Consider the following 17,936-nt stretch of genomic DNA (forward strand, 5'->3'; position numbering starts at 1 on the left):
CCAAAGGAAACGTTATTCGCCCCATGAAAGTCCGTAACGTAGCGCTATATTTACATAGGGGGAAGAAAAATCGTTCTCGTAATCCGGGATATTATCGTAGGTAACAAACCTGTAACCCGCTTCCAGACCTATCCGGAACCACTGAAAAACATTTAGTTCTAGTCCGGCAGAAGGCTTGATAACATAAACGGCGTCATCACCTACGTTTTCGACGGTAGCTGTTCCACCTCCGGCGAACAGTTGGAATCTGGGGTGCAGCAACCGTTCTGAATTGGGCGCATAACCCAACAGAATACCATCGTAGTATAGATCAAGTCGGCGGTCACTTGAACCTATAGTAGGCTCTTCCCTGAAATTATTCCGGGCATAAGCAACGTAAATAGACCGGCTCACTTCAATGCCGATATGGAAGCCGCGAGCGTAGGCATAATCGTCCTCAAAGTAGCTGTAGTTGTAGTCTAATCCGCCCCATATACCAGACAATCGGATGTCTGAACTGTTGAAGAGGGTTTCCTCCTTTTGAGCAGACAGGCTCAGGGCAGCGAATAAAAACAAGATGGTAAGTAAGTGGGTGATTTTCATAATTCGTAGGTGTTTGATTTCGACTTCAAATAAAAGGTAAAATCGTTCACCATGCCGGTTTTTAACCACCTTTAACCCACCTTAGCATTTGGTTAAGAAAACCGACTGCCTATTCCTAAAACAGGTAGCAGCCACGAATGGTAATATTGCGCCCGATCCAGGGCACAAGGGTCTGATCGTTGGCTTCTGCCAGTTCCTCACTGTAAGGAGAGTTGAGCCAACGGGACCAGCGAATGTCCATCACCCAGTTTTCAGTAAAGTAGAAAGAGCCCCCGAGGATTACAGAAAAGACATCCTGAGATATAGGGTGCCTTTCCGTTCCATCCTCCCCCGTTACCTCAGTGACGGTGTAGTTGATGATATTGCCGTAGGAGCCACCCGCGGTAAGCTGCAGCTTCCAGTCCCGGAAATGCACCAGCACCGGTGCTTCCACCATGTTGAAATGAATGTTTTCCACATCCAGCTCTGAACTGGGGATGTCAAACCCGCTTTGCCGGGCGCCCTGCTGAGAAAAGAGCAGCTCGATGCCTACCTTCCAGCGTTCAGAAAGGACCGCATCCGCTTTGATGCCCACTTGAAGTCCATACTTGTAAAAGCCCAGCAGCTTGTCCCCGTCGACCTGAGAAAGGTTAAGACCGGCCACCACTCCTGCTTCAAAGCGGCGCTCGGGCCCGCTATCCTGCGCCTGCAGGCTGCAGAACAGGCTTGCAGCCATTAGGGTCAACAATAATTTTATAGGTCTTTTTTGCATAGCACCAATTGAGATTTACGGCAAAGTTATCAATTGAACGCATTTTGCGCCACTATGGTGTAGCGGAGCCCGCTGTAACTTATGCCACTGCATTGCATTATTGTGTAAAACCCCTATGAAAACTATTCAGTTCGCCGGCATAGCGCTTTTGTGTTTGGTCCGGGTGCAGGCGCAAAACCTGGTGCTCAACCCGGGTTTCGAAACCCTACAGTCTGCCAAATACCATAATGAATGCAGCTTCTCCCGAAAAACCTATCAATTCAACGAATCGGCGGCGTACTGGAATTCTTTTAACGGTCTCACCCCTGACCTGGTTTCTTATCCGGACTCCGCACACTGCATTTTCCCAGAGCCTTATGCAGGGGAAAAGATGTTGGGGTTTATCAATTTTTATCCGGCAGCGCAGACCGGCTGGCTCAACGACTACCATGAGTTTATACAAGGGCGGCTGAGCGAACCGCTTGCAAAGGGCGCAACTTATGAAGTCAGTTTTTGGGTCAGCAGGCAGGTTGAAGTCCCTTTGCAGCACCTTAAGACCCTGCCCCGCACAGAATTTACTGTACCACCCGTGCCGGTAGCGAGCAATAATATTGGCATCGCCTTCCTGCGCAGCCCTGCCGACCCCAATGAGTTTTTTGATCAGTCCGTACGGCAGTTCAATATCCGGCCACATTTCAATGTGGATACCATCGTGGGTGACAGCGCCATGATGTGGGTACAGGTTAAGGGTACCTTCAAAGCGCCCTTTGCCACCCGGCACTTTGTAATCGGCAACTTTTTCAAGGATGCTCAAACGGAGGTTAACTTTGAACCCTCTCCCTACGTCGTTTTCCCGGTACGCATTGCCTATTACTGTCTTGATGAAGTCTACATTGGCCCGGTACGTTCGGACCTGGAGGAAGCGCTTACGCAAACTGGCCGGTATACTTTTCAATCTGTACATTTCCCAACTGCGAGCGCGGAGCTACAGCCCGAAGCATTTCCTGAGCTGGGCCAGCTCTCGGGCTACCTGCTGGGCCACCCGGAGGTGCAGGTGGAAATTGCCGGCCATACGGATGACGTAGGCCAGGCCATTGACAATCAGGAGCTTTCGGAGCGCCGTGCCGGAGCGGTCCGGCAGTACCTCATTGAGCAGGGCGTGAATGCGGGCCGGATCACCCATCAGGGCTACGGGGAGAGCCAGCCTGTAGCCGAGAATGATACCGCAGAAGGGCGGCAGCAAAACCGCCGGGTAGAGTGTGTGCTGAAATAGTTATTTTAGCGCCAAAGCCATTGCATATGTTCAAGTACACCCGGCATAGCCTGAAAAAACTGGAGACGCTGTTCGAGGAAATTGAGTTCACCATCCGTTATGAGAAAGGGAACTTCACCTCGGGCTATGCCATTGTGGAGGACCGAAATATTATTGTGATCAACAAATTCTACGATGTGGAGGGGCGCATCAATGTGCTGCTCGATATCCTGGGGCAGACCGAAGTGCCGTTGGAGGTGTTGGGTGAGAAATCGCTCAAGCTGTACAAACAGTTGGAGAAAAATGAGTTGATTACGGATGAGGAAGAAGAGTGAATGTTGACTGCTCATTTAGGCAGCCAACATTCATACGTATGGATTATCCCTTCGGACGGTCATACTGACAGCAGGCATGCAGGTTAGCATACACTTCATCCGGTGCCCGGTGCGTATCCGAGTCATACCCTGCGGCAGCTACTTTGGCTTTGATATCATCCTCTGTTACCTTTTCCGCTTCGTAAGCTACTGACAGCATGCCTGACTTGACATCCCAATCTGCGGAGTGGACGCCCTCTACCTCATTCAGCGCGCCCTCAATGGTGCGTTTGCACATGCCACAGTTGCCGTAGATTCGGATGGAAGCCGTGCTTACGTTAGCATCGCTGCTCACTTTTTGTGCTTTAGCTTTGCTCATTTTGGCGCAAGCCTTGCCACCCTCATTCTTGGCACAGCAGGCTTTTTGGGCTTCTGCTGTTTTGGTACAGCTGGTCTTATCCTTACCGCTGCAACATGCTTTGGCTGACTGTGCCTGCGCGGACATAGAGCCCAAAAAGAGCAGAGCCAGCATCATCATTAATGGTTTCATGGTCATTTCTTGTTTCATTCATGAATAAATCCGCCTAAAGATAAAGACTTTTGTCATTTCTCTATCACTTGCGGTGTCAGCAGGCCATCGAGCTTGCCAAAAAGGCTTGTGCAGATGCCCGTGGTGCCACTGCTGCTGCAGGTCCCGGGTTGGTAGCCGGCAGGGGCGCCTGCCAGTTTTTTCCGGTACTCTCTACAACGTTCAAGAAGAGGTTTAAAGTATTCGGTTTACTGAGCAGCCTGAGGGGGCGCATTTATCTGTTTGGTGCTGACCACTCCGCATCCTAAAGTTTTGGGTTATTTTGTATCTTTTGTCTTATGTTTTAACCCTGAAATTGTCTCGTTTTGGATCGTACCAACAAGAAAGCGGCAGGCCCTGGTTTTTTTGATTTTTCGATGGGGCTTAGGGGCAATATCCCTGAGTTTTTCCTTTCCCTGCACAGAGAGTACGGTGATGTGGTCCGATGCCCAATCCCGTTTTTTCCACCTTTGTATATCCTGAATCATCCTGATCATATCAGGCATGTGCTATCGCTCAAGGCATCCAACTATCCACGCGAAGACTTTATATCCCGCCGTTTTCAAGCCGTGTTTGGCAACGGTAGTGTTTCTGCTACGGGGGATGCCTGGGCGCGGCAGCGCAAGATTATTAATCCGGCATTTCAGCGGAAATTTCTGGAACGGTCTTTCCATGTACTGGATAAACTGAGCAGAGGCCTGGTTGAATCCTGGAAAATCAAAGCAGAAAAGAGGGAACCGGTCGAAGTGGTCAGTGAGATGCGCAACCTGACTATGGATATGTTGTGGGAAGTGTTGTTCAATTTTTCTCCGAAAAACCTGAGGCATGAAATCTACAGGCCTGTCGAATTGGGGGTAAGCTATATTGGTACGCCCATACCTCTGTTTATTTCCAGATGGATGCCTACGCCCACCAACTGGCAGTTCTATTTTGAAAACCGAAAACTGGAGCGCATCCTCAAAGACAGAATCGCTGAGCGGCGTAAAAGCGTAGGCTCAACAGATGATTTGCTCGACTTTCTATTGAGGTACAAAGACCCCAAATCTGGCTTTCCGCTTTCCGAACAAGCAATGCTGGAAGAGCTTAAAACATTAGCCCCCGCTGGGTATTTGACGACTGGAGCCTCATTGGCTTGGCTCTTTTACCTCTTGGGAAGGCACCCGGAGCACATCGGTAAGCTTAATGAAGAATGCAGGTCCGTGAAGGATACGGCATTCAGTTATGCCCATTTCGACTCCCTGCCCTACACGCTGGGTTGTATTTATGAAACGCTGCGCCTATATCCTACGGGCTGGAGCCTTTGGCGTAGCGCTTCGGAGGAAGACACGATTGATGATTTTAGGATAGAAAAGGGAGCGACCATGGTTTGTTCCCCTTACACTGCTCACCGTCATCCGGATTTTTGGAGTGCTCCGGAAACATTCAATCCGAGCCGCGATTTCAGCAGCAACATGGGGCATACTTATTTTCCCTTCGGTCTGGGGCCCCGGCGGTGCGTGGGCGAAAACCTCGCTATGGTAGAACTAATGATGATTGTCCCCATGATATTCAGGCACTTCAGGTTTTCTGTACTTCCCGGTCCTGAGGTTCAGATGGATCACAGGGTGATTTTATCACCTGTGCCTAGTCTGAATATCCAATTGGAAACAATATGAAAGCTGAATTTCGAAGCCTAAAGAGTCACTACTAAGCCACGAGCATCGCCGCACCAAACACGCCTGCACTATCGCCCAGCTCCGGTGCCAGGAATTGAGTGTCGAGCCGATGGTTGAAGACGTGCTTTTTGACCGATTCCACACCTTCTGTGTATAAGTCAGGAATATTGCCCAGGCCACCGCCCAGTACGATTACATCCGGGTCGAGGGTATTGATGACGGAAGCCATGCCTTTGCCGAAGAAATGGATGAGGCGGTCAAGGGTTGCCCTGGCATGCTCGTCGGTATCCACGCGCTGCAGGATGTTCTTGAGCTTATCTTTTTGGCCCGACTGACTTTCGTAAAACCGCTGCAGTGCGGGTCCGGAGATAATGGTTTCCACGCAGCCTACCTGCCCGCAGTAGCACTCCCCCCCTGAGAAGTCCAGGAAGTTGTGGCCCCACTCCCCGGCGATGCCCTGCCGGCCGTTGCGCACCTGTCCGTTGATGACCAGGCCACCGCCCACGCCAGTACCCATGATGACGCCGAAGACAACCTGCGCGTCCGGGGCTTCGCGTGGCACTTTGCCCAGGCGGGCTTCTGCGACAGCAAAGCAATTGGCGTCATTGGCCATTTGTACCGGCAGTCCAAGTGCCTTTTCCAAATCCTGCTTGAGGGGTTGCCCGTTTAGCGCGGTGGTATTGGCATTCTTCATCAGCCCTGTGATGGGGTCGAGCGTACCCGGGGTGCCAATACCGATGCGCTCCGGTTCTGCCCCGCTGTCTTTCCGCAGCAAGTCCACCACTTTGCCGATCTGTCCGATGATATGCTCATACCCTTTTTCCTTTTCGGTGGGAATGCGCAGGCGGGAGCGCACTTTCAGTGGTTGGATGCTTTCGATGATCGCACCTTCAATTTTGGTGCCGCCGAGGTCGATGCCCCAAAGGAGTTGGTTTTCCATGGATTCGTTTTGTTGTGCCGGACAAAATTAGGGTTTCGTGGGGATTATTGGGTGTTACCAGGGTAAAGATTTGAGGCACCAAATAAGCGGGAAAGTTGTTATATTGTATCGGGAATGTTTTGACCACGTAAAGAACGAGTTATGACTGCGACCACAGCTTACGATAATGTCGCTAACTTTATTGCTCACATGGACCCAGAGAAGGTACTCGAACTCCAGGCAGACGAGGAGGTGCAAGAGCGACTGGATTTTTTAATTGATAGAGAAAAAAATGCAGTGCTTTCTCCGGAAGAGAAAGAGGAACTGGATCAGTATATTTTGTTGGAACGGCTCATTCGTTTAACCAAAGCCAAGGCCCGGTATTTGTTGTCGAAATGAGTCGTCATATTTCACAACAAATCAGGGACTTCGTCGTGGAGCGTGCTGGGCATAAGTGTGAATACTGCTGTTTGCCTGAAGGCCAGTCTTTTTATAAATTTCAAATCGATCATATTATTAGCATTAAACACGGTGGGGAAACACAGTTGAATAACCTGGCACTCGCATGTGCAGTTTGCAATCGGAACAAAGGCAGTGATTTGGGCACCTTTCCTGATGGCGATAACGATAACTTAGTTCGGTTTTACAATCCGCGCAAAGATCAGTGGAAAGATCATTTTTTATTACTTGATTCAGGAATCATTCAACCCATAAGTCTAATAGGGGAAGCCACTGATAAAATTCTTGGATTTAATCATCCACATAGTGTTATGGAGCGAAGGTTTCTTTTGTTAAGTGGTTTACTTTGAGACAAAATCTTTCTCAGGTTCCAGGAATTAAGTTGTAGCGTTAACAGTCCGCACTGCTATAATTCCCTATCGCTTCGCAAGCTATTAACTGTCATCAGCAAAAAATCCAGCGCCTGCCGGTAGTCCAGGCTTTCGTAATCCGAGCCCAGGTTTACGGATATTGTGGTAACTACGCCTGCCGGTTTCCGGAAAGCACTCAGCAAGCTCATGTCAACGATTTTCATACCCGAGTTCCTGAATTTCGCTTAAAACTACAACTTTTCTCACTCCCGTTTTTGCCTTCACAACGGTCGCCTGCCTACAAAATCCGCTTATTTCTTACCTTTGACCTGACGAATTACGAACGAAAGATCTAGCAACGATATATGACAGAAGGCGCTTCTTCCAGCGGCCATGCCCCCTTGAATGGCACCCAACTGCGGCTACAGCTTCAAACCCCGGCTGAGGAACATGGCCGGCCGGTCTTCGTATCGGGCAACTTCAATGGCTGGCGCACCGGCAGCGGAGCGTATCAGATGGAGCAAACCGGTCCCGGCTACTATGAGCTGAACTTCCCGGCTGATGAATGGCTGCCCGAGCAGCTCGAATACAAATACCATCGCGGTGACTGGAATCAGGTGGAGCTCGACCGTTTTGGCAATACCCGGCCTAACCGGAGCCTCAACACCCGGGAGCACAATTCGCAGTCGGATAGCGTAGACCGGTGGCTGGTGGACGGGCTGGCTTACAACCCGGCCTATCTGCCCAAAATTGAAATCCTGACCGAGGACTTCAAAATCCCGAAGCTCATCAAAACCCGGCGTATTGCTGCCCTACTGCCGCACGATTATCACGAAACCGATAAGCGGTACCCGGTGCTCTACCTGCAGGACGGGCAAAACCTCTTTGATGACTATGCTCCCTTCGGCAGCTGGGGCGTGGACAAGAAGCTGGCGCTGATGAAAGAGCAGGGCTTTGGTGATATCATCGTCGTGGCTATTGATCATGCCGAGAAGGATCGCATTACAGAGTTTACACCATCCTACCGCACTCAACTGGGTGCTGGGAGTGGAAAAAAGTACCTCCGCGTACTGGCTGACCGCCTGAAGCCCTATGTTGACGAGCATTTCCGTACCCTTCCCGGCCGTGAAACCACCGGTATCGGGGGGAGTTCAATGGGTGGGCTGATCAGCATTTATGCCGGGCTGATTTACCCGGAAGTGTACGGTAAGCTTATGATCTTTTCCCCTTCGCTTTGGGTGAGCCCCAATATCCCTTTCCGTGTGATGAACCTCAATGACCCACACGATATGGACATCTACATCTATGCCGGCGAAGGCGAAAGCAAAAATATGGTGCCCAACATCCACCGGTTTATGCAAGCGGCGGAGGAGCAGGGCGACGCCTCCTTTAACTTTGAGCTCTCACTCGATCCCGATGGAGCACACAATGAAGCCCGCTGGGGGCAGGAATTCCCCCGCGCTGCAGAGTGGCTCTTTTTCAACCAACCTCCAAAAACATCCTGAAAACATGACCATCAACCTAAAACATGAGCCTTTATCTGTAGAGCACGCCTTGACCGCCGCACCGGGAGAAGTACCGCTGAAAATAGTGCTGCCTCTGGTCGCCGGCCCTCACCTGGAGCAGGCACTACAAGGCATTGCTGACTTCTGGAATACGTCTGCGAACGACCTTCAGGAGCGCTTCAAAGGCGAGGCCGGGGAACAAATCACTTACTTCTCCAATCAATACGACTGGTACCTGCTGGGGCTGGGCGAGCAGCCTTCCTACGCTGATACACTGAAGACGGTACGGTCATTTGCTCATAAGCACAAGCGAAAGCTGCCTGCACATATTGGCATCAGCTTTCTGCATCAACCGGTAGCTGACTTGCCAATGCTCGCAGAAGCTGCTGTGAGTGGTTTATTGCTGAGCACATTGCCCACTGGTGAATACCGGCAGGAAACTGAGCCGCCTCATCCTTTTGCTACTGAGAAGGCTCAGCTTACCCTCTTCCTCCCCGATGATCAGGCCGAAGTGGGGCGGCAAGCCGCAGAACGTGCCCTGCACCTTTCCGAAGCCCAATTGGCTATCATTGGGCTGGTCAACGCACCCAGCAACAAGAAAACGCCGGCGATGCTGGCCGATTGGGCGGTGCAGTCCGGGCGCAAGCACGGCTATAAGGTCACGGTATTCGATAAGCCAGCCATTGAGGAGCTGGGTTTGCACGCCTTGCTGGCGGTGAACCGGGGCAGTGAGGAGCCTCCCCGCTTTATCATCATGGAATACCAGCCAAAGGGTACAGCCGGGCCACTGCCTAAAGTCGGGCTAGTGGGTAAGGGTGTCACCTTTGATACCGGGGGCGTTTCCATAAAGCCTTCCGCCAATATGCACTACATGAAGAGCGATATAGGTGGTGCAGCCGCTGTATTGGGCACTATGGAAGCCGCCGCCCGACTGCAACTCCCGGTACACCTGATCGGTATCGTACCTGCCACTGACAACTGCGTGGATGCCAATGCCATCAAACCGGGCGATGTGATCGATTCTTACAGTGGTAAGACCATCGAAGTGATTGATACCGATGCTGAAGGTCGCCTGATTTTATCGGATGGTATTGCTTATATGCTCAAACATTTTGCTCCTGATACTCTCATTGATTTGGCCACACTGACGGGCAGTGCCGTGCGCACCTTTGGGTACCACGCCGCCGCGCTGTTTACCAATAATACGGAGCTGGAGCAGCACCTGAAAAGTGCCAGCGAGGCAACCGGAGAACGCCTGTGGCCACTGCCCCTCTGGGAAGTCTATGAAGAAGACCTGAAATCGGACGTAGCCGATGTGCGCAACTTCAGCGGCCGCCCGATGGCAGGTGCGATCAATGCCGCCAAGTTCCTGGAATTCTTTACAGAGCAGCACCCTCGCTGGGCCCACCTTGATATCGCCGGGGTCGCTTTCGGGGATTCAGAATTTACCGTGCAAAAGAGCGCCACCGGCTATGGCGTGCGCCTGCTGATTAACCTTTTGGAACAACTGAAAACCGCATAAACCCATCGCAGCCATAGGGCTCCGAGCAACCTAAATACCATGATGCGACCACTGACTTTCCTCTGCGTTACCTGCTATCACAAAGGGCAGGACTTCCTGAGTGCCTGCAAAGCTGCCGGCAACACGGTTTACCTGCTTACAGCCAAAAACCTGGAGCATGCCGAATGGCCCCGGCACGCTATCGACGAGTTTTTCTACATGGATTCCGATGAGAATACGCCCGAGAACTTTGCCAATCTGGAACAGGGGCTGGCCTGGCTGATGCGCAGCAAGAAAATCGACCGCATCGTGGCCCTCGATGATTTTGATGTGGAAAAAGCGGCCTTCCTGCGCGAGACGTTCCGGGTGCCGGGCATGGGGCAGACTACCGCCCGCTACTTTCGCGACAAACTGGCGATGCGCATGAAGGCTGCGGACGCAGGCATTCCGGTGCCGCCTTTTTCGCCTCTCTTCAATGATGAGGAGATCACGCATTATGCGACAACGGTGCCTGGCCCCTGGGTGGTTAAGCCGCGGGCAGAAGCCTCCGCTACCGGCATTAAAAAGGTGCATACCATGGAAGAGCTCTGGCAGGTGGTCCACAGCCTGGGCGACAAACGCCACGGCTACCTGGTGGAGCAGTTCAAGCCTGGTGCGGTTTACCACGCCGATGCAATTACGGTGGACGGGAAAGTCGACTTTTGCCGGGTATCCAAATACCTGAATACCCCCTTTGAAGTCGCACACGGAGGGGGCATTTTCCGCTCGGCTACTTTGCCTTTGGGCAGCGACGATGACAGGGCGGTGCAGGAGCTGCACGCCAAAGTGATGGACGCCTTTGGCATGCAGTTTAGCGCCTCGCATACCGAATTTATCAAGTCGAATGAGGATGGGCAGTTTTACTTTCTGGAAACGAGCTCCCGGGTGGGCGGCGCGCACCTGGCAGAGATGGTGGAGTACGCCTCGGGCATTAACCTATGGGCGGAGTGGGCACGGCTTGAAACTGCAATGGCCAAAAAGCAGCCTTACGAGACCCCACAGGCCAAAGACGATCATGCTGGCATCGTGGTCTCTCTTTCCCGCTTTCAGCACCCCGATAGCTCTGGCTTTGACGATCCGGAAATCGTGTGGCGCCTGCGGAAAAACCACCATATTGGGATGATTGTACGTTCTTCTGATCTGGATCGTATACATGCCTTGCTGGATGATTATGCGGGGCGCATCCACCGTGATTTCCACGCAAGTGCACCGGTGCCGGACAAGCCCATGGATTAATATTGTCTGCTTTGTGTTAGCGGTTGCCTAAGTCGAGGATTTGGTCGGCCAGCTCTTCGGAGTTGATGATCACCCGGTTGCCTTCCACTACGATAGCGCCGTCTTTGAGGTGGCCGCTGTTGAAGTAGAGGTAGATTTTATCGGCGTTGATTTTGTGGTTGTAAAACTGGTTGAGGGTTTTTTTATCGAAGCGGAACTCCTTGTCCATTTCTACCTGATGGTCCTGCAGGTACTGCTGGGCTGGGTTCTCGTTCCTGTAGAATTCCTGCTCAAACTCTTCGATGTTGATAACTTTTTGGGGGCTGCTATTGGCAAACTGAAGGACCTTTTCGTGGAACTGTTGCTGGGGCATGGCTTCCCCGGTTTCTTCATCGACGGGCATAGGCAGCTCATTGACCATTTCCAGAAAGGTATTGGTAAGGTCGCGGCTGCTTTCCGGCCGTTCCAGCCCGATCCACTGAATGAAGTATTCTGAAATGGCTTTCTGGCTCTTGGCGTGCTTGATCAGCTCCACACAGCGCCCCTCGCCGGCCTGGAATTTGCCAACAAGAATACGGCAGGCCATGGCCAGCTTTTCGGTGTTGAGATAGGTAACGGTATTGAGTGCGAAAGCTTTTGCCTCCTCTTTTCTGGAAAAGACCACGCCCTCTGTGTCCCGCACCAGGAAGATACCCATCACCCGCTGATTGGTCAGCTCTTCGGTATAGTCGATGTAGACGAGGTAGCCACCTTTGGCACCCAACACGCCCTGCAGGGTCAGTTGCAGGGCATTCATCGTTTCTCTGGAGAAGGAAAGAAAAGCTTCCTCCGTCATGCCGCCATCTACAAAAACCTGAAAGTAGCCCGGGAAGAGGGCGTCTTCCGGAGAGCTGAGGTAGCCCTGTAGTGTGTCTTCCTTGCGTACGAAGGTATCATGCAGTTTGTCGGAAAGCGCCTGTGCCCGCTCTTCAACCGGCAGGCAGTACTGGCTCAGAAAAACCTTCGCGCCGCTTTCGTCGGCTTCCTTCTGCAATTCGTGAATGGCGATATGGTGGATAACGGTAGACATCCGGTGTTTTTTGCCAAAGGTAGGAATATTTTGAGTGCGCCGTAAGCCTGATTGGTGTGTTGCCTGAGCTGAGCAGCAAAAACCTGTGATTGTTGAATAATGCCCGCCACTCTGCTAACTTTACAGCAAAAAGCACCTGTGAAAGCATTAAAAATCATCGGCATACTACTCGCCGGGCTCGTCGTACTCTACCTGCTGGGCCCCAAACCTGCGCCGCCTCAGCTACAGGCTCAGCTGCCTAATCTCACGACTACCATCGCTGCACTTGGAGACAGCATCGCCAACGCTGAGCAGGCTATTCCCAACCTGAAGCCCAACAACGAAGCCCGCATCATCTGGGCCGATAGTCTGCCCCGCCCAACTGAATACGCTTTGGTCTACCTGCCGGGCTTTACGGCCACTTACGTGGAAGGCGATCCCATGCATAGGGAGTTCGCTGCTCGCTACGGGTGCAATCTCTACGTGGCCCGATGGCGCGACCACGGGCTGGATGTGGAGGACAAACTGTTGCATTATCACCCGGACTCTGTGCTGGAAACCGCCGCCCACGCTCTTGCAGTCGGGCACCGGATTGGGAAAAAAGTTATACTTATGAGCACCTCTACCGGAGGGACGCTGTCCTTGTTATTAGCCGCACAGCACCCGGAACTGGTGGATGGCATTATTGCCTATTCGCCCAACATCCGCATCAAATCGGAAAGCGCAAAGGTGCTGACGATGCCCTGGGGGCTGCAGATTGCCCGGCAGATGGTAGGCGGAACCCACCGGCATTTTGATGCGGAAGAGGAGTTCATGAAGTATTGGTACAATCATTACCGGCTGGAGGGCCTGGTGCAGTTACAAAACATGGTGGAGCACGGTATGGTACCCGAAACCTTTGCTGCGGTCGAAGCCCCTTTTTTCCTGGGCTACTACTTCAAAAATGACAGCATACAGGATCAGGTCGTTTCGGTTCCGGCTATGCTGGAGATGTACGATCAGTTGAGCACGCCAGAGCCGCTAAAAAGAAAAGTCGCCTTTCCCGACGTTGACAATCACGCACTAGCCTCCTACATAGGCTCGAAGGACCTGGACCACGTCCGGCAGGAAACCTTCCGGTTTGCGGAGGAGGTATTGGGGCTTAAGGCAGTACCACAACAAGTGGAAGACGCTGTGAAAACCGCTTCCGATTAAAACCAGAATGCCGGGTTGTTTGTCTTTTTTAGTATTCCGAAACCTAAAACCAACGACGATGCGCCTGACCAATACCTTACTGGCTTTGTGCCTGCTTCCATTCCTAAACTGTAGCACGGCAACGGATGCTACGGATACGGAGCCTGCCAATGACGACTTTGCCATCATGGCCTACTACGTAGCCAACGACCGGTTCCCACCGGGCGATCTGCCCCTCGACAAGCTCACCCACATTATTTATTCCTTTAGCAATATTGTGGATGGGGAGATGGCCTTTGCTAGTCCGGGGCACGATTCGCTCCTGCGCGTCCTTGTTGCGCAGCGGGAAAAACACCCCGACCTCAAAGTCATGATTGCCTGCGGGGGCTGGGGAGCCGATGGATTTTCGGACGCCGCTTCCACGGCAGGCACCCGGGATACTTTCATCCGCAGTACCATTGAGTTCCTGAAGCGCTATGACCTGGACGGCCTGGATATGGACTGGGAGTACCCCGCGATTCCGGCTGCAGGTACAAGGGCCCGCCCTGAAGACAAACAAAACTTTACCCTGCTGATGAAAGGCCTGCGGGAAGCGATGGATACGCTGGACCGCCCTCAAACGCTGACTTTTGCCTCAGCAGGCTGGGAGCGTTATTACTATAATGTGGAGACGGTAGAGGTGATGAAGTATGCCGATTACATGAATATCATGACCTATGATCAGGTAGGTGGCCGATCACCGGTTACCGGGCACCACACGCCCCTCGGGTTGATTGAGGAGTCTGACCTAGAGGGGCTGCCGATCCTGGATACGGTAGCTAAGCGGCGGGAAGAAAGGCCGGAGGCGGAGTACGACTGGGCACCACGCTCGGCTCAGCGTATTGTGAATTATGTGAAGGGCCTGGGAGTAGACCCTAAGCAGCTCGTTATTGGCGGCGCATTTTACGGCAGAGCCTGGAAAGGCGTCTCATCAGCCAACAACGGGCTCTACCAACCTAATAAAGGCGTGCATACCGGTTGGTTGGATTATGGGTCTATCCGAAAGGATTATGAAGATAAGAATGGATTTACCCGGCACTGGGATCCCATAGCCCTGGCGCCTTACCTGTTCAATCCGGCCGACAGCATATTTATTTCCTACGACGACCCGGAGTCAGTAGCACTCAAAACGGACTACGTGCAGGAAGAAGGGCTGGGGGGCATTATGTTTTGGCAGTTGAGCAATGACACCCGAGAGGCGGGGAGCCTTCTGGATGCCATTTGGGCTGCGGCTCAGGATTAAGCAAGATTAGCTACCCCAAAGATAGCCAGCACAACCAGCGAACCCACGAATATCCAGAAGAATACGCCGAACAGGGCGATGGCGGTCGTATCCTGTTTAGGGATATCGGGGTCTGTTTGCTGTTGCATAGTATTGCCTTTGGACAGCTGTCTTTGGTTGGCTTCTCCTACAGCGCCGAAGAGCAGGACGATGAGCAGACCTACTACCAGGAGGTCAATCCACGCCACACCGTACCATAGCGGCCCGATGGGCGTCACCCATATGCTGGTCACCCAGATCGCCAGGGAAAGCACCGCAAACAATGCCCAAAAGCTATTCCAGGGACCGGGCGATTTGGTTAGCCGGGTGAACAAAAGTGAAAGCAGAAACGCGATGGTCAATGCAAAGGCGAGTGAATAAAATCCCATTTTCATTTGGTTTTGATGGTAAAATGTACCTTTTGAACGAGACTGAAAACAGGATGTTCGAAGTGAGTCTTTTGCTAAGGATTGATTATCAAAACTTTACTCTTTTACGAAACTGCCACCACTCATCCGGTACCGGTGACTGCCGATGGTGATCAGCTGCCCTTCATTGACGGTCTTGAGGGTTTCGATATCTTCGGTGAGGGTGTGGATGGATCCTCCCGTAGCCCATGCAATTTGCAGGTAATCTTCGTTAATGCCGTGGTCGAGATTGCCGGCGAGCACGATTCTTACCGGTGTGCGGAGTTGGGGCAGCAATTCCATGTCCCGTACATCGCTGTAGTTGTCGGCAATCAGGACAAGCTCGTCTCCCTCGCCCATCATGCGCATGGCTTCGAGCAGGGCTTCAATATCGTTTTCCTCAGACTCGCCCCCGCTGCCTCCGTTCGTAGTGGATTGCATGGTCTGCAACAGGGCGGGCATATCAGGTATTTCGGTAGTATAAAACCCTCCGGTTGCTCCGATTGGTTTTTCGGGCTTTCGGTCGCCATCGTTGAAAAAGAGGTAGCGGTTTTGGGCCCCGGGCACGACCGTGAGTGCATGCCAAAGCAGCACTTCGTCCATATACGGGTGCATACTGCCGGTCAGATCGGTAACGATGACGTTGCTCGACCATCCCGCGCGGTTGCGGTAGAAAGCCGACTTTACGGATTCTCCGGTCAGCTCATAGAGCTGCTCGTTTTCAGAAAGTTGTTCCCGTTCTGAGGCGGCTTGTTCGCCCACTTTTTCCAGGATTTGCTTTATGTTCACCCCCGAGTTCATGAGGAACAGGTAGTCGTAATCGCCGGACAGTAATCGCAGAGAATCCCGGGCTGCGGCAATGGAGTCGCGTGCACGGGCGAGTTCATACAGGGAGTCCCTCCTGGCAGCAAGGCGGGCGCGTTCGGCTTCACGTTTCAAAAAGGCTTCCTTGCCGATCGTTTGCAGGGTCAGCCGGAGGGTGCCAAGGCGGTCATCATCGGGCAATTCAAAACCGGATACATTCGGAACGAAAGCGGTACTGAGTTGTATGCTGTCGCCCCGAGGCAGCATCAGCAGCGCCTGCCCATCCGCTCCGGTGGTTACGGCGAAAACCTTTCCGCTGTTTTGATATTTGAAGTAGATGTCTTCATCCGGCAGGGGCTGCTCTTCGAAATTCTTAACCAGCAGCCTTAGCAAAATGCGGCTGCGGATGGGCTGTTGGGTGGGCGGCACTTCCTGAAAAACAGTGTCTCCCCGCTCGGTTTCAGTGTAGGTCTTCGGGGCATAAAAAAGCGTATAGCGGCTGCGCACATAGCCGTCATTCAATGTTTTGACGTCACCGAATGCGGGCTGATCTTTTGCATTGACCTGGTAGGAAGCACCCTTAGGCAATAGAAAATAGGCCTGCCCGCGGCTGTTGGTGGTCGCCTGATAGACCACTTCCGTTTGCTCCGGGTTGACGAGCCAAAGAGGCATGTCTTTCCAGCTTCGCCCCTGCATGTCCGTCACTTTCAGGCTCACCTGACTGTGGGTGGCGGTCGCCTCAGGGGGCGTGGCAGGCTGAACGAGGGTGTCTGCGGGCTGAGTGTATGCCTTGCCCATAAGCAGTATAGGCAGACAGATCAGGAAAAAATGGCGCATGGGGTCAGGGTTTATTTTCCAAACGCCAATTCCTGGGTTTCAGTATTAGCGCCGGGTCTTTAACCCATATTGCTTCAGAATTTTCCGGGCCAGAGAAGCCTTATGCACCTCGTCTGGTCCATCGTAAATACGTGCGCCCCGCTCCTCCCGGTAAAAGAAAGACAGGATGGTATCGTCAGTAATGCCCAATGCGCCGTGGACCTGTAGTGCCCGGTCGACCACCCGCTGCATCACATCTGCTACAAAGAATTTGATGGTGGAAATTTCGGTACTTGCCGCCCGCTGCCTCTCTTCCTGCATTTTGAGGGCCGTGTGGAGCACCATATATCGCGAGGCATCAATCTGAGCCCGGCTTTCGGCGATCCAGGATTGGACCATTTGTTTTTCGCCCAGCATACGGCCTTCACTGAGTTCGCGGGTAGCGGCACGCCGGCACATCATATCAAAGCTGCGTTCGCAGATACCGATCCAGCGCATACAGTGGTGAATGCGGCCGGGGCCCAGGCGTTCCTGCGCGAGTTTAAAGCCTTCTCCTTCGGCACCGAGCAGATTGGAAACCGGTACCCGCAGATTGTTGAATTTAACCTCGGCGTGGCTATGCCAGCCCTCTCCGGCATGGCCCATAATGGGAATGTTGCGGATCAGTTCAAACCCCGGCAGGTCAGTGGGCGCGAGGATCATGCTTGCCCGGGCGTAGGGCGATTCTGCCTCCGGATTGGTAACCGCCATGATGATGGTAAAGGAGGCGCCGTCGGCAGCGGTGGTAAACCATTTGTGCCCATTGATGACGTACTCGTCGCCTTCCCGTACGGCAGTGGTGCCTAGACGCACCGGGTTGGAGCCCGCGTAGGCTGGTTCGGTCATGGCAAAGCAGGAGCGGATGTCGCCGGCCAGCAGGGGCTCAAGGTAGCGTTCGCGAATATCCGTACTGCCATACTGCAACAGCAGCTCAATGTTCCCGGCATCCGGCGCCTGACAATTGAAAGCCAAATGCCCAAAGGGCGAAGTGCCAAGGAGTTCGCTGAGTTGGGCGAATTCTGTCAGTTTTAGTCCGGGGCCGCCTTCTGCTTCGCTTAGTGCAGCATTCCAGGCACCGGTGGCTTGTGCCTGGGGACGAAGGGCGCGGATTTCCCGTTCCACTTCATGGAAGGGCGTCCGCAGCCACCGGAGCTCGTTGGGATAGATGTGGTCATGTAGGAACTGTTGCACCGGCTCGTAGAGCGCTTGCAGTTTGGGGCTTGCAAAAGTGGCAATCATAAGGCAGTTTGGTTAGGGTGG

19 protein-coding genes are annotated in these 17,936 nt (G+C 52.9%); 10 read left to right on the forward strand and 9 right to left on the reverse strand.

Annotated features, from left to right (window positions below):
- Window positions 1-12: 12 nt before the first annotated feature.
- Together MRY86_RS18620 and MRY86_RS18625 are read right to left on the reverse strand one after the other, a co-directional pair.
- The gene (locus MRY86_RS18620; RefSeq protein WP_293567120.1) at window positions 13-582 is read right to left on the reverse strand and encodes a hypothetical protein; all 570 of its coding nucleotides are present in this window, start codon (window positions 580-582) and stop codon (window positions 13-15) included.
- Window positions 583-697: 115 nt separating this feature from the next.
- The gene (locus tag MRY86_RS18625) at window positions 698-1,297 is read right to left on the reverse strand and encodes an outer membrane beta-barrel protein (protein ID WP_293567119.1); all 600 of its coding nucleotides are present in this window, start codon (window positions 1,295-1,297) and stop codon (window positions 698-700) included.
- A 151-nt stretch (window positions 1,298-1,448) separates the two neighbouring features.
- On the opposite strand from MRY86_RS18625, the gene MRY86_RS18630 reads away from it, so the two are divergent.
- Window positions 1,449-2,585, forward strand: coding sequence for an OmpA family protein (locus MRY86_RS18630; RefSeq protein WP_293567118.1), 1,137 nt, complete (start codon window positions 1,449-1,451; stop codon window positions 2,583-2,585).
- A 26-nt stretch (window positions 2,586-2,611) separates the two neighbouring features.
- Window positions 2,612-2,899, forward strand: a complete 288-nt coding sequence (locus tag MRY86_RS18635; protein ID WP_293567117.1) for a hypothetical protein — start codon at window positions 2,612-2,614, stop codon at window positions 2,897-2,899.
- Between the two features lie 43 nt (window positions 2,900-2,942).
- On the opposite strand, the gene MRY86_RS18640 is transcribed toward MRY86_RS18635, so the two are convergent.
- The gene (locus MRY86_RS18640) at window positions 2,943-3,428 is read right to left on the reverse strand and encodes a heavy-metal-associated domain-containing protein (protein WP_293567116.1); all 486 of its coding nucleotides are present in this window, start codon (window positions 3,426-3,428) and stop codon (window positions 2,943-2,945) included.
- Window positions 3,429-3,772: 344 nt separating this feature from the next.
- Here MRY86_RS18640 and MRY86_RS18645 point away from each other — a divergent pair, with 344 nt between their 5' ends.
- Window positions 3,773-5,101 carry a cytochrome P450 gene (locus tag MRY86_RS18645; RefSeq protein ID WP_293567115.1) on the forward strand — a complete coding sequence of 443 codons (1,329 nt, stop codon included), beginning with the start codon at window positions 3,773-3,775 and terminating at the stop codon, window positions 5,099-5,101.
- A 31-nt stretch (window positions 5,102-5,132) separates the two neighbouring features.
- On the opposite strand, the gene MRY86_RS18650 is transcribed toward MRY86_RS18645, so the two are convergent.
- Window positions 5,133-6,041, reverse strand: a complete 909-nt coding sequence (locus tag MRY86_RS18650; protein ID WP_293567114.1) for an ROK family protein — start codon at window positions 6,039-6,041, stop codon at window positions 5,133-5,135.
- A 141-nt stretch (window positions 6,042-6,182) separates the two neighbouring features.
- Between MRY86_RS18650 and MRY86_RS18655 the strand changes: the two genes are divergently transcribed.
- Complete coding sequence (locus MRY86_RS18655; protein WP_282779837.1) at window positions 6,183-6,419, forward strand: hypothetical protein; 237 nt, start codon at window positions 6,183-6,185, stop codon at window positions 6,417-6,419.
- Entirely contained in the window at window positions 6,416-6,829 is a 414-nt protein-coding gene (locus MRY86_RS18660) for an HNH endonuclease (protein WP_293571815.1), read from the forward strand. The genes MRY86_RS18655 and MRY86_RS18660 overlap by 4 nt, the downstream gene beginning before the upstream one ends.
- 56 nt (window positions 6,830-6,885) lie before the next feature.
- Here the strand turns inward: MRY86_RS18660 and MRY86_RS18665 are convergent, their stop codons facing one another.
- On the reverse strand, window positions 6,886-7,053 hold the full coding sequence (locus MRY86_RS18665; protein WP_293567112.1) for a hypothetical protein: 168 nt from the start codon (window positions 7,051-7,053) through the stop codon (window positions 6,886-6,888).
- A gap of 141 nt (window positions 7,054-7,194) precedes the next feature.
- On the opposite strand from MRY86_RS18665, the gene MRY86_RS18670 reads away from it, so the two are divergent.
- The 3 genes from MRY86_RS18670 to MRY86_RS18680 are packed head-to-tail and all read left to right on the forward strand — an operon-like array spanning window position 7,195 to window position 11,110.
- Window positions 7,195-8,334: an alpha/beta hydrolase-fold protein gene (locus tag MRY86_RS18670; protein ID WP_293567111.1), complete on the forward strand. Its 1,140-nt coding sequence runs from the start codon at window positions 7,195-7,197 to the stop codon at window positions 8,332-8,334.
- A 4-nt stretch (window positions 8,335-8,338) separates the two neighbouring features.
- Window positions 8,339-9,856: a leucyl aminopeptidase family protein gene (locus MRY86_RS18675; RefSeq protein WP_293567110.1), complete on the forward strand. Its 1,518-nt coding sequence runs from the start codon at window positions 8,339-8,341 to the stop codon at window positions 9,854-9,856.
- Window positions 9,857-9,898: 42 nt separating this feature from the next.
- The gene (locus MRY86_RS18680; protein ID WP_363325422.1) at window positions 9,899-11,110 is read left to right on the forward strand and encodes an ATPase; all 1,212 of its coding nucleotides are present in this window, start codon (window positions 9,899-9,901) and stop codon (window positions 11,108-11,110) included.
- A 16-nt stretch (window positions 11,111-11,126) separates the two neighbouring features.
- Here MRY86_RS18680 and MRY86_RS18685 read toward each other — a convergent pair whose 3' ends face one another.
- Window positions 11,127-12,158 (reverse strand): nucleoid-associated protein, encoded by a 1,032-nt coding sequence (locus MRY86_RS18685; protein ID WP_293567108.1) that lies wholly within the window; start codon window positions 12,156-12,158, stop codon window positions 11,127-11,129.
- A 138-nt stretch (window positions 12,159-12,296) separates the two neighbouring features.
- Between MRY86_RS18685 and MRY86_RS18690 the strand changes: the two genes are divergently transcribed.
- Together MRY86_RS18690 and MRY86_RS18695 are read left to right on the forward strand one after the other, a co-directional pair.
- Window positions 12,297-13,331: an alpha/beta hydrolase gene (locus MRY86_RS18690; RefSeq protein WP_293567107.1), complete on the forward strand. Its 1,035-nt coding sequence runs from the start codon at window positions 12,297-12,299 to the stop codon at window positions 13,329-13,331.
- A 58-nt stretch (window positions 13,332-13,389) separates the two neighbouring features.
- Window positions 13,390-14,592, forward strand: coding sequence for a glycoside hydrolase family 18 protein (locus MRY86_RS18695; RefSeq protein WP_293567106.1), 1,203 nt, complete (start codon window positions 13,390-13,392; stop codon window positions 14,590-14,592).
- Here the strand turns inward: MRY86_RS18695 and MRY86_RS18700 are convergent.
- The 3 genes from MRY86_RS18700 to MRY86_RS18710 all read right to left on the reverse strand — a co-directional run bounded on the left by MRY86_RS18700 (window position 14,589) and on the right by MRY86_RS18710 (window position 17,915).
- Window positions 14,589-14,999, reverse strand: coding sequence for a hypothetical protein (locus MRY86_RS18700; protein ID WP_293567105.1), 411 nt, complete (start codon window positions 14,997-14,999; stop codon window positions 14,589-14,591). The two genes, MRY86_RS18695 and MRY86_RS18700, sit on opposite strands and share 4 nt — an antisense overlap.
- Before the next feature lie 96 nt (window positions 15,000-15,095).
- Window positions 15,096-16,658, reverse strand: a complete 1,563-nt coding sequence (locus tag MRY86_RS18705) for a hypothetical protein (RefSeq protein ID WP_293567104.1) — start codon at window positions 16,656-16,658, stop codon at window positions 15,096-15,098.
- Window positions 16,659-16,703: 45 nt separating this feature from the next.
- The gene (locus tag MRY86_RS18710) at window positions 16,704-17,915 is read right to left on the reverse strand and encodes an acyl-CoA dehydrogenase family protein (protein ID WP_293567103.1); all 1,212 of its coding nucleotides are present in this window, start codon (window positions 17,913-17,915) and stop codon (window positions 16,704-16,706) included.
- Window positions 17,916-17,936: the final 21 nt, after the last annotated feature.

The organism is Phaeodactylibacter sp., from assembly GCF_022763345.1.
GTDB lineage: Bacteria > Bacteroidota > Bacteroidia > Chitinophagales > Saprospiraceae > Phaeodactylibacter.